Annotated in this window: 12 protein-coding genes; 6 read left to right on the top strand and 6 right to left on the bottom strand. The window is 28.6% G+C overall.

Annotated elements, in window-relative coordinates; genetic code table 11:
* Positions 1-275: 275 nt before the first annotated feature.
* From AB0T67_RS02125 to AB0T67_RS02100, 6 genes are all read right to left on the bottom strand, one after another.
* A complete protein-coding gene (locus tag AB0T67_RS02125) occupies positions 276-917 on the bottom strand; it encodes a sterol desaturase family protein (RefSeq protein WP_369218951.1) in 642 nt (213 codons plus the stop codon).
* Positions 918-994: 77 nt separating this feature from the next.
* A complete protein-coding gene (locus AB0T67_RS02120; RefSeq protein WP_369218950.1) occupies positions 995-1,633 on the bottom strand; it encodes an IMPACT family protein in 639 nt (212 codons plus the stop codon).
* A complete protein-coding gene (locus AB0T67_RS02115; RefSeq protein WP_369218949.1) occupies positions 1,633-2,496 on the bottom strand; it encodes a GRP family sugar transporter in 864 nt (287 codons plus the stop codon). Before AB0T67_RS02115 ends, AB0T67_RS02120 begins: the two co-directional genes overlap by 1 nt.
* Positions 2,497-3,105 carry an HAD-IA family hydrolase gene (locus AB0T67_RS02110; protein WP_369218948.1) on the bottom strand — a complete coding sequence of 203 codons (609 nt, stop codon included), beginning with the start codon at positions 3,103-3,105 and terminating at the stop codon, positions 2,497-2,499.
* On the bottom strand, positions 3,098-4,174 hold the full coding sequence (gene ribD / locus AB0T67_RS02105) for a bifunctional diaminohydroxyphosphoribosylaminopyrimidine deaminase/5-amino-6-(5-phosphoribosylamino)uracil reductase RibD (RefSeq protein ID WP_369218947.1): 1,077 nt from the start codon (positions 4,172-4,174) through the stop codon (positions 3,098-3,100). Before ribD ends, AB0T67_RS02110 begins: the two co-directional genes overlap by 8 nt.
* An 11-nt stretch (positions 4,175-4,185) precedes the next feature.
* Positions 4,186-4,647, bottom strand: coding sequence for an LEA type 2 family protein (locus AB0T67_RS02100; protein ID WP_369218946.1), 462 nt, complete (start codon positions 4,645-4,647; stop codon positions 4,186-4,188).
* Between the two features lie 211 nt (positions 4,648-4,858).
* On the opposite strand from AB0T67_RS02100, the gene prmC reads away from it, so the two are divergent.
* The 6 genes from prmC to AB0T67_RS02070 all read left to right on the top strand — a co-directional run bounded on the left by prmC (position 4,859) and on the right by AB0T67_RS02070 (position 12,448).
* The gene (gene prmC, locus AB0T67_RS02095) at positions 4,859-5,830 is read left to right on the top strand and encodes a peptide chain release factor N(5)-glutamine methyltransferase (RefSeq protein WP_369218945.1); all 972 of its coding nucleotides are present in this window, start codon (positions 4,859-4,861) and stop codon (positions 5,828-5,830) included.
* Between the two features lie 12 nt (positions 5,831-5,842).
* Positions 5,843-7,027 (top strand): THUMP-like domain-containing protein, encoded by a 1,185-nt coding sequence (locus AB0T67_RS02090; protein WP_369218944.1) that lies wholly within the window; start codon positions 5,843-5,845, stop codon positions 7,025-7,027.
* A gap of 62 nt (positions 7,028-7,089) precedes the next feature.
* Positions 7,090-7,890, top strand: a complete 801-nt coding sequence (gene fdhD / locus AB0T67_RS02085; RefSeq protein ID WP_369218943.1) for a formate dehydrogenase accessory sulfurtransferase FdhD — start codon at positions 7,090-7,092, stop codon at positions 7,888-7,890.
* Positions 7,883-10,183, top strand: coding sequence for an FdhF/YdeP family oxidoreductase (locus AB0T67_RS02080; protein ID WP_369218942.1), 2,301 nt, complete (start codon positions 7,883-7,885; stop codon positions 10,181-10,183). The genes fdhD and AB0T67_RS02080 overlap by 8 nt, the downstream gene beginning before the upstream one ends.
* 59 nt (positions 10,184-10,242) lie before the next feature.
* A complete protein-coding gene (locus tag AB0T67_RS02075; protein WP_369218941.1) occupies positions 10,243-10,887 on the top strand; it encodes a hypothetical protein in 645 nt (214 codons plus the stop codon).
* A 76-nt stretch (positions 10,888-10,963) separates the two neighbouring features.
* The gene (locus AB0T67_RS02070) at positions 10,964-12,448 is read left to right on the top strand and encodes a hypothetical protein (RefSeq protein ID WP_369218940.1); all 1,485 of its coding nucleotides are present in this window, start codon (positions 10,964-10,966) and stop codon (positions 12,446-12,448) included.
* The last annotated feature ends 116 nt before the right edge of the window (positions 12,449-12,564 follow it).

Raw genomic sequence — 12,564 nt, 5'->3', positions numbered from 1 at the left:
TAAAATATAAATTTGTTTGCTGCCTTTGTTAAATCTGTTCTCGTAAAAAGGCGTGCAAATTTACGATGTTTAATTTTAAAAACCTATAAAGACCTTTGGTTTTAAGTAAGTTAAATATTGTGTTATTTATTTAATTACGATATTCTTAGTTTTTAGAGGTTTTATTTACGGTATTTAAAACACCTCTCCGAGCGGTGTTAAGGATTTCGTAAAATAAAAGAATATAAGTTCTTCTTGTTATTGATTTTTAAAACGATGAAAAAGGTTTTACGCTCCTATTTTTTTATCGTTTTAAATATTTTATCCCAAAAAACAGTATAAAACCCGTAATTACGATAGCTTAATTGATGATGTTTCTGATGAAAACTGTTTGTTGTGAATATCAAAAGGTCTTTTTCTTTTTGTACGTTTAAATGTGTAATGACTCCGTAAAGCCAGTTAAAAACAAGAAACACTATAAAACTATATAAATTAAATGAAAACAAGATTGATACCATAGTTAACAATAAACCAAACAAGACAGCTTCCCAAAGCGACATATAATACAAACTAACAGCATTGAATTCAATAGTGTGTTCGTGATGTTTTGCATGAATCGTATTTAAATAAGGTATATTATGAGAACACCAATGTAATATGTACATTAAAAAATCCATCAATATAAAAAGTCCTATAAAGGAAGTTGTAAAGTTATCCGAAGAAAAATTTATGATATCTATTTGCCATAATATATAACCAGGAATAGCAATAAGAATGTTTATCAATAATATTAGTAACGAATAAAGCACTTCTTTTTTAGAAGTGTTTGTATGATGTTTATGTCGCTTATCCCAAACTTTACTTATAATGATATTAAAAACATATCCTATTATATTTGCTGATATGAGTAATGAGAAAAATATAATAGGTTCTTTCATGATGATTTTTTTAATTAAAAACGAACTACTTTGTAACAAGGGGTTTAAACCCCTTGTTTTTTTGTTTTCGGTTGAGGTTAATCTTCTTCATCCATTCTTTTAATACTAACTTTAAACAGATTATCAAAAATATCAAAAATAGTTTGTGCGTCTTTTTTACGAACCGATATTGTGTATTGACAATCCATTTCTAGTTTTTGAGCTGTTATATTTAAGTTTCGTTCTTTAATAACACGTTGCACTTTATTCATCATATCGTAACCAAAGTTCAATTGATATTCAATATCGATTGTTTTTTCTTTGATATCAGAAGCTTCTAAAGCAATTTTTGCTGAGGTTCTGTAAGCGTTTATCAATCCGCCAACTCCTAGTTTTGTTCCACCGAAGTAACGAACCGATACAATTAATATGTTTGTTACATCAAAAGCTTGAATTTGTCCATAAATAGGCATTCCTGCCGAGTTACTTGGTTCTCCGTCATCGTTTGCTCTGAAACGCATTTTTTCTGCTTCAATTCCAAATTGCCAAGCGTAACAAAAATGACGTGCCGTATGATGTTTTTTTCGTAATCCATCTATTGCTTCTTTAACCTCATCTTCTGATGAAACAGGAAAAGCATATCCGAAGAATTTACTATTTCTATCTTTAAACAATGTTTCTTCGGATGAAACATCAATTGTTTTGTAGGTATCTTTTATTTCGTTTATATCACTCATTATGCTGTGGCTACTAATAAAATACTAATTATTGCTAATCCTATTCCTATCCAATTCTTTTTAATTAGCTTTTCTTTAAAGAATACCAATGCAAAAATGGTTGTTAAAATAACCACTGATACATTGTTGATGGTAAATAATGTAGAACTTTCTAAGCCTTCTGTTTTTAGAGCTTTTAATAAAAACGCCATAGAATAGTAATTCGGAATTCCTAAAGCTATTCCTGCTAATATGTTTTTCCAATGAATTTTAAGTGTTCTTTTATATAATTGTGTTATCATAAAAAAACATCCGAAGATAAAAGCGAAACCAAAAATAGTTGTTAAAAACAGTGGAATCTCGTTTTTAGAAACATGATTTGTTTCTATATATTTTAATAAAGTATCAATACATCCTGAGCCTAAAAACAATAATATAGGATATTTTAAGTTTTTTAAGCTAACTGAATTTATATCGTTGTTTTTTACAGATGATAAATAAACAGCTATAAGTGCTAATAGCACTCCTATTATTTTTAAAGCACTAATGCTTTCATTATATAGATATACACCAAAAACAATAGGAATAGCTACAGACATTTTACCAGCCACAGAAGCAACCGTTAATCCATTTTTTTGCGCTGTAATTCCCATCACATTAAATATCGAAATAAATAATACTCCCAATATAAAAGCGCCAATAAACCAAGGTCGATGAGGTATTTCAGAAATTGATGTTTCTGTATTTGAATACAATCCAAATAACAAAGCAATTGCATAGTTAATAACAATTGCTTGTAAGGTGTTTATTTTAAATATTGCAAATAATTTGAATATTACAAATAATAAACTTGATATTAAAATACTTATGATGAGGTATGTCATTTAAAACTCTTCTCTTTCTAATAACGAAACTACATCTTCTTTTCCAGGAATTAAATTCCAAACTTGAATTCCAGATTTTTTAGCACTATCAGTGTTTTCTTTTAAATCATCAACAAACATAGTTTCTGAAGCTATTAAGTTATTTTCATTTAAAACAAACTCGTAGATATTTGCATCTGGTTTTCTGAAATTTATTTCATGTGACAAATAAAATTTTTCAAAACAGTTTTTAAACTCATTGTATAATTCTGCTCCCCAATTATTTTGAATCCATGAAATATGTAAATCGTTTGTATTACTCAATAAGAATAATCTATATTTTTTTGATGCTGAAAGTTCTTTTAAAAACGCCAATCTATTTTTAGGGAAATCTAATAGAATAGCATTCCAAGCATTTATTAAGTCGGTACGACTTAAATTCGAAAATTTACTTTGATAAAAAGCAACAAATTCATCCGTAGAAATTAAACCTTTTTCATATTGATGATATGTTGTAATCATATCATCAGAAATAGTTGTTACTCCTAGTTTAGCCATTTCTTTATAAGTGGCTTCTTTATCTAAGTTGATGAAAATATCACCAAAATCGAAAATTATATTTTTAATCATTTATATATGTTTTTAAAACATCTCCTTCGATGTTTTCTTTTTTCTTTAACTTATGTAAGCTTCCTTTTAAACTAGGCGCTACTACTCCACTTTCAAACATTGTTTTACCAACAAACACAAGTGATTCATCCCATAAATTTTCATCAATAAAAGTTTGAAGTGTTTGTGTTCCGCCTTCAATAATTACAGATTGAATTTTATGTTTTTGTAAAACTTCACAAATTTGTTCCGCTACGCGGGATGAAAAATTTATTTGTTGATATAGAATATCATTAGCGTTTTTTTCTTCGGATAAAACCTCATCTTGTTTTTTTGTTATTTTTTCTGTTAAAACGAGTGTTTTTACTTTTTTATCAAAAACAGTTGCGTTTAAAGGAATTCGATTATTTCTATCTAAAACAATTCTCACAGGATTATTTCCAGCCCAACTACGAACCGTTAAAGATGGATTATCTGCAATAGCTGTATTTGTTCCGATTAAAATAGCGTGTTCTTCGCTTCGCCATTTATGAACTAGTTGTTGTGAGTATTGATTAGAAATCCAAATAGGTTTTTGTGAATCTTTTTTTCGCGGAGCGATAAAACCATTTGCAGTTTCTGCCCATTTTAAAATAATGTACGGACGTTTTTTATTCTGAACAGTAAAAAATCGTTTATGATGTTTTTTACATTCATCATTTAAAACTCCAACGGTTACGTTTATTCCTGCATTTTTTAAACGTTCGATTCCTTTTCCTGCAACTAAACTATTTGTATCTACAGAACCGATAACAACATTTGGTATTTTATGTTTTACGATTAAATCGGCACAAGGTGGTGTTTTCCCAAAATGCGAACAAGGTTCAAGAGTGACATAAATAGTTGCATCTTTTAAAAGCGTTTTATCTTTTACAGAATTTATAGCATTTACCTCAGCATGACTTTCTCCATACTTACTTGTGTAGCCTTCTCCTATAATAGTATTTTCATAAACGATAACAGCTCCTACCGAAGGATTAGGTCTTGCTGTTCCAATTCCGTTTTTAGCGAGCTGTAAACAGCGTTTTATATATTTTTCGTTTTGATTCAAGAAGTCAGTTTTTAGAATTTTATTTTAATATCTTCTGTTTTATCAATAGTATAGACGTGAGAAAACCCTAAAACTTTATAACGTAAATCTCCTTTAAACTGAACTTTTACACTTTTGTTTAATAATGAATTTAATAAACCGCCTAAGATTCCGTTTTTATTATTTTCAAATACTTTTTTAGCAGGAATTGCTACATTTAAAGGAATTGAAAACTCATTACGTGCAGGAACTTTAAATTCTTCGGATGAAACTTGTGCTAATTGAGTTCCGTTTACAATTACTTTTATTTCGTCTGTGGCTAGTTTTCCGCCAATATCATTTGGATTCTTAAAAAAGGCGTTTGCTTTTAAGCGAATTGTATCCGATGCTACAGACATCACTTTGATATCATCTACTTTTAAAAATATTGGTTTCTTTTTTACAGAGCAACTTACAATACTTAACGAAATGATAAAAAACAGTAATTTCTTCATATGGGTTCTTATTTTTTTAGGTAATTTGCGACACAAAAATAAGTTACTTTAATTTATTAAATCCGTCAAGCTGAATTTATTTGAGTTCACACATTTTTAAATTTACATATTTTCCTTTTGATGAGGTTTTTTTTCTGATAATTGATAAATAAAAGATTTATTTATCAGAACTATATTTTATATAAAAAAATTATAACTTTTATAAATCTTTATGAATTTACAACATTTTAAAACTATTTTTTCTGATGATTTAAAATCTATTTATCCTCAGACAGAAATAGATACTTTTTTCTTTTATATAATCGAAGATTATTTAGGTTTTCAAAGAATTGATGTTATCATGAAATCTGATTTTAAAATTACTAAAGAAAAACAACTACTGTTTAACAATGTAATTCAGAGATTAAAAAATGAAGAACCGATTCAGTATATTTTAGGAAACACTGAATTTTATGGATATCCTTTTTTAGTAAATAAAAACACCTTAATTCCTCGTCCAGAAACCGAAGAATTAGTAGAATGGATTCTTTCTGAATTTTCTAATATTAAAAACTTGCAACATGATGAGGTTTTAAAACCCCTCACTATTTTAGAAATTGGTACAGGAACGGGGTGTATTCCTATTAGTTTAAAAAAGAACTTATCTAATTCTGATGTTTCAGCAATTGATATTTCTAAAGAAGCTTTAAAAATTGCGAAAGAAAATGCAAAATTAAATTCTGTTGATGTTAATTTTATAGAACAAGATATTTTAAAAACTGATGATTTGAATTTTGTAAGCTCTACTTCTACTGATTTGAAGTTTGTAAGCTCTACTTCTACTGATTTGAAGTTTGTAAGCTCTACTTCTACTGATTTGAAGTTTGATGTTATCGTTTCTAATCCTCCTTACGTTAGAGAATTGGAAAAAGTTGAAATCAAAAATAATGTATTAAAAAATGAGCCACATTTGGCGTTGTTTGTTGATGATAATAATCCATTAATTTTCTATGATAAAATTGCCGATTTAGCTAAAAAACATTTAACAAAAAATGGTTTATTATTTTTTGAGATAAATCAATACTTAGGAAAAGAAACCGTAAAGATGTTAACTGATAAAGGATTTAAAAATATCGAATTGCGTAAAGATTTTTCTGGAAACGACAGAATGATAAAAGCAAGTTTTTCTAATAAATCAGCATAAAAAATATCAATATTGAATACAACTATTTTACATAAAGAGCCACAGGAATTTATTGATAATAATTTAAATTCGGACATCACAAAATTAATTTTAAAAGGAAGTCCTTTTGATACTATTTCAATACAAGAATTATCAAATCAAATTATTAGTAAGCAAAAATCAAAAACAAAATTACCTACTTGGTTTAATAAAAAAAACATTTATTATCCTGCTAAAATTAGTATTGAACAAACTTCTTCTGAAGCAACAGCGATTTATAAATCAAATTTAGTTTCAGGGAAATTATTAATTGATATTACTGGCGGATTTGGAATTGATACTTTTTATTTTTCTAAAAAATTTGACAAAGTAATTCACGCTGAAATCAATGAAAATCTTTCTAAAATAGTTACTCATAATTATAAGAAATTAGAAGTAAATAATATCGAAACAATTGCTGTAAATGGATTGGATTATTTAAAAAAATCTTCTCAAAAATTTGACTGTATTTATATTGATCCATCTCGCAGGGATGAAATAAAAGGAAAAGTTTTTTTATTAAAAGATTGCTTACCAAATGTACCTGAAAATCTTGATTTTTTATTTGAAAAATCAGATACAATTTTAATTAAAAACTCACCGATGCTAGACATCAAAGCAACCTTAAATGAGTTGAAATTTGTGAAAGAAATTCATGTTGTAGCTGTAAATAACGAAGTAAAAGAGTTACTTTTTTTGTTATGTAAAAAATCTAATGTAATAATTGAGATAAAGACTATTAATATACTGAAATGCAACACTCAAAGATTTAATTTTTACTTAGAATCTATATGTAAAAAACGATACTTATCTCCTGTTAATTTTTTGTATGAGCCGAATTCTGCAATTTTAAAATCAGGTGGTTTCAATCAAGTTTCAAATTCTTATGATGTTTATAAATTACATCAACATTCACACCTATATACTTCAGAGAAAGTTGTAAGTGATTTCCCTGGAAGAACTTTTAAAATAATACAGGTTTATCCCTATAATAAGAAAAAAATAAAGAAAGTTTTAACAATGTTAAAAGCTAATATTACTACACGAAATTTCCCAAAAAGTGTTACTCAAATTAGAACTGAAACAAAGTTAAAAGACGGCGGAGATACTTACTTATTTTTCACAACAAATAGTGATAATGAACTCATCGTAATTCAGTGTTCTAAAATACTGGAATAGTTTAATTTTAAGCATGATTTAAATTTATAAACTCACCTATTTTTAAATATATTTGTTACCATATGAAACAATCAAATGTTTACGAATCTATAAAATTATCAGAAAATACATCTTTAAAAATAGATGATAATCTTGTTATTGAAGCACCACTTCAAATTAATATAAATAGTGAATCTTATACTGTTGTAATGAGAACTCCTGGTGATGATAATGAATTAATCAGAGGTCTTTTGTATGCTGAAGACATTTATAAAAGTAGCGATAAATTAGAGATTATCGTTATTGAAATAAACACAGATACTTCGGTTATTTTAAATGTTATAATACCTATCGATAAATTAAGAAAAGGTTATTTAAATAAACGCACACTTTTATCAGTTTCTTCTTGTGGTATTTGCGGGAAAAAAGAACTAAAAGACTTAAAAACAACTGATAAACCACTTATAAATAAATATGATAAATCAATTAACGTAACATTTGATATGTTTTTAAAAATGAGTGACTTACAATATCTATTTAAAAAAACTGGAGGAAGTCATGCTTGTGCTTTATTTAATAATAAAAAAGAAATATTAACGATTAAAGAAGATATTGGTCGTCATAATGCTGTTGATAAATGCATTGGAGATTTAATCAATAAAAAGCAATTAAAAGAAGTAAGTTATATGCTTGTTAGCGGACGTGTTTCCTACGAAATTGTTTCTAAAGCTTTTTTTGCTAAAATCCCTATTATTATTGCTGTTTCCGCCTGTTCTTCTTTAGCTGTTGATTTTGCAAAAGAGTTCGGGATTTGTTTAATTGGCTTTAGTAGAAATAATAAAATGACGGTTTATACAAATCCTCAATACATAGATTATGAGTGATAAAAAACAAAACATACAACAGGCACAACCTACTGAAACTTTAACAGGAATAAAACTTATTGATATACCTAAAAAAGCAGTTGGAACAAAAGCAATACAATCAGCTTTAAATCATGTATTTACTGAGTCTGGAGTTGTAAAAGGTATTCAGCTACTTAAAAACATTAATCAACTAGATGGTTTCGATTGCCCTGGTTGTGCATGGCCAGACCCTGATCAAAAAAGAGCTTTTTTAGCAGAATATTGCGAAAATGGCGCAAAAGCAATTGCCGAAGAAGCTACGACAAATCGAGTGTCCCCACTATTTTTCGCAACACATACGGTTCAGGAATTATCTGAATGGTCAGATTATGAAATCGGAAAAAGTGGACGTATCACACATCCCATGATTTTACGAGAAGGTGCTACTAATTACGAAGAAATTTCATGGAAAGATGCTTTTGATACTATTGGTAGTGAGTTAAATAATTTAAAAAACCCTAACGAAGCAATATTCTATACCTCTGGTAGAACAAGTAATGAAGCTGCTTTTTTATATCAATTATTTGTACGTAAATTCGGAACAAATAATCTGCCTGATTGCTCAAATATGTGTCATGAAAGTAGCGGAAGTGGACTTTCGGAAACACTTGGTATAGGTAAAGGTTCCGTTACGTTAGATGATTTCAATCACACTGACTTAGTGATAGTTATAGGTCAGAATCCTGGAACAAATCATCCTAGAATGCTTAGTGCTTTACAGAATACAAAGCAAAATGGTGGTAAAATAATCACAATAAATCCATTACCAGAAGTTGGATTGATGAATTATGTTGATCCTCAGAATCCTTTAAAATGGTTTGGCTCTGGTGATAAGTTAACAGACTTATTTCTTCAAGTAAAAATCAATGGAGATGTTGCTTTACTTAAAATTATCTTGAAGATAATGAAAGCTCAAGAAGAAGAAAAAGGTGGAGTTTTTAATCATCAATTTATAAAAGAAAAAACACACGGTTTAGATGATTTTTTAATTGATTTAGAATCTTATACAATTGAAGAACTACTTCCTCAAACAGGTTTATCTTTAGAAATAATTAAAGAAGCTACTGAAATAATTATCAATAATGATAAGATAATTATTTGTTGGGCAATGGGATTAACTCAACATAAAAATGGTGTAGATAATATTCGTGAAGTCGTAAATTTATTATTATTAAAAGGAAGTATCGGTAAAAAAGGCGCAGGAACTTGTCCTGTTCGTGGGCATTCTAATGTACAAGGAGATCGTACGATGGGGATTTGGGAAAAACCAAAACCTTCATTTTTAGATAGTTTAGAAAAAGAGTTTAAATTTAAAGCACCACGTAAAAATGGTTACGATGTTATCTCAGCTATTGAGGCTATGTATCAGAAAAAAGCATCCGTTTTTGTAGGTATGGGCGGTAATTTTATCTCTGCAACTCCAGATACTGAATACACCGCAGAAGCATTAAGAAATTGTGATTTAACAGTGCAAATTTCTACAAAATTAAATAGAAGTCATTTAATCCATGGAAAAAAAGCGTTGATTCTTCCTTGTTTAGGACGCTCAGAAAAAGATATTCAAGAATCTGGTGCGCAATTTATTACCGTAGAAAATTCGATGGGAGTTGTTCATCAATCGAATGGACATTTAAAACCTAGTTCTAAACATTTATTAAGCGAACCCGCAATTGTAGCAGGTATTGCCAAAGCAACTTTAAAAAATACCAAAATAAATTGGTCGTTATTTATTACTAACTATGATTTCATTAGAAATAAGATTGAAGCGACTATTCCTGGGTTTGAAAATTACAACGAAAAAGTCAGAATAAAAGGTGGTTTTTATCTTCCAAATAATGCTAGAAATAATGACTACACTCCTACTTTAACAGGAAAAGCGAACTTTTCAAAGAATTTACCTTCGGATATTATTTTAGATAATAATCAATTTATGATGATGACAATTAGAACTCATGATCAATATAATACGACTATTTATGGTTTAGATGATCGTTATAGAGGTGTTTTAAATGAGCGAAGAGTTATTTTTATGAATCCTGAAGATATGAAAAAACAAGGATTATCAAAATTAGATAAAGTGAATTTAACAAGTCATTTTCAAGGAGAAAAAAGAAATGCTTTTGGATTTTTAGTCATTCCTTATAGCATTCCTAAGCAATGTACAGCTACTTATTTCCCTGAAACAAACGTATTAGTTCCGATAAAAAGCAAGGCTAGAATTAGTCATACACCCGCTTCTAAAACGGTGATTATTACTGTAATTAAACAATAGTAAAAAAAGATTTGTACTTTAGACAAAATTTAAATTAACATTTAAAATAAATTTACATTATGCCTTTTATAGAAGAAGAAAAGCTTGTTTTAATGCAAGAAGACTTAGATAACAACAAGTTAAAAAGAGAAGAAGCTGAAAATGAATTAAGTGAAACGCAAAAAATATTAACATCTTCTCAGAAGAAATCTAAAATTACGACAATTTTATTAGGTTTATTACTAGGTCTTTCATTAGGAGCTTGTTATTATTTTTATACTAATACAGGAGGAGCTACTTCTTTTAGTGAAGATGATATTGCAGTTATAAAAAACAAAGAAAATAGTAGAGTTTTAGATAGTGTTAAAAGAGCTAATATAAGAGCTTTAAGAGCTTTGGAAAATTCTAGTTCAACAAATTCAAATTCAGGAATTGACTCTGAAAATCTAGAAAATACTATTGATGAAGTAAAGAATAATACAACAGGTGAAACAATGTACTCTGTTCAGATAGGGGTTCTTTATGATAAAAAATTCCCTTTATTATCATCTAAAACAATACCATCGATAATTACTTCTAAAGACGGGTATTTTAAATATTCATTAGGCTTATTCACTACTCTAGAAGAAGCAAAAGAGTTAAGACAAGAACTAATTACACTTGGAATTGAAGATGCTTTTGTTGCTTCTTATATTGATGGAAAACGTCAAAAAATACACGATTAAAACACTTTTTAACAACATAACAATTAATAAAATGTTATTTAAATTTATTAAACGAACACTTATAGTAGCATTTACTATGAGTGTTCATTTTTTTTACGGACAAAAAACACCTAAAAAAGAAACTCAAATAGGATTTGGACAAGTTGATTTCTTATCAATAAAAATGCCTGATAATGAAAAAAACATGGGTTTTACTGGTGTTCATTATAACTTAAAACTAAATGATTGGAGTTATGCAGGTGCTGGTATTTATGGAGCTATAAGCGGAATCCGTGGTGGTTTTTTTACTTTGGGAGTTAATGCTGGTGTACAACAAAAAATCACCGAAAACCTATTTATTGATGCTGGTTTTCATTTTGGCGGTGGTGGCGGTGCTTCTGCTCCTGATGGCGGTGGTGCTTTTATTTTGCCTCATCTAAATTTAGGTTATAATTTCAAGTATTTTTCAACAACTGCTGGGTATAGTTATATTGATTTCTTTGATAAAGGAGCAATTAAAAGCAGTCAATTTAACGTTGCTATTCAAATACCTTTGTCTTTTGAAACAGTAGATTTTAAAGAACGTGAAAGCTCTTTTATACTAGATGATTTAAAAAATACTCTTTGGAATAACCCTAGTAATAGAGTTTCTTTACTAGTTCATTTAAATAATTTAGATGTTACTAAAGGTAGTTATAAAGATAAAACAATACGCTTAGCTGGTTTTGAATTTAACTCTTATTTGAATAAAAACATCTTCTATTTTATAAAAGCTGATGGTGCATATCATGGAATAAAAGCGGGTTATATGGATGTTTTTTTAGGTGCAGGATATCATACTTCAATAAACAAAAACCGTACAAATATCCTAGCTAAATTTGGTATTGGAGCAGGTGGTGGCGGTGGTGTTGATACTAAAGGTGGTTTCTTAATCTATCCTGATATTTCTATAGAACAAAAGTTATTTGATAATATATATGTATCAATTAATAAAGGGTTTTTAATGAGTCCTGATGCTCACTTTAGCTCTTCTACCTTAGGTTTTGGATTGAAATATTATATCGATAAAGACGGAACTAACTCTTCTACACAACAGAAAAAAACATTTTCAAAAGCTAAATTGAAAGGTTTAGAAGCAATCATAAAACAAGATTTATATATGAATGCGGCAAGAGATGATGATAAAGGTGGTTTTACTCAAGATATGCATCAAATATCGTTACAAATTAACTTCTTCTTGAGTAAATATGTGTACGGAGCAGGTCAAACTTCGTTTGCGAATTTTGGTGCGGCAGGTGCTTATGCAGAGGGTATTGTTGGTTTAGGAGTGCAATCAAATACTTTTTTTAACGATACAATATCGATATTTGCACAGCTTTTAGGAGGTGCTGCTGGTGGTGGTGGAATTAGTACAGGGCAAGGTTTAATCGTAAAACCGAGTATTGGAATTAATTATAAACTGACAGATAAATTAGATATCCGTAGCGGTTTAGGTTATGTAAAAGCACGTGGAGGTAACCTAAGTAATGCTTACTTTAACTTAGGTATTAATTATCATTTTTCATTTTTAAGTATTAAATAAATAATATAAGTATTTTAAATTACTTTTGTTTTGATTGATTATATTTGAAAAAATCACATCAAAAAACGGCTTTATTTTTACCTGTTATTTTTTAGCAGATAAAAATAAAGTCGTTT

This window comes from Tenacibaculum salmonis, from assembly GCF_041053065.1.
Classification (GTDB): Bacteria; Bacteroidota; Bacteroidia; order Flavobacteriales; family Flavobacteriaceae; genus Polaribacter; species Polaribacter pacificus_A.
Note: the sequence above shows the minus strand (reverse complement) of the source record. Positions and strands in the feature narration are given on the sequence as shown.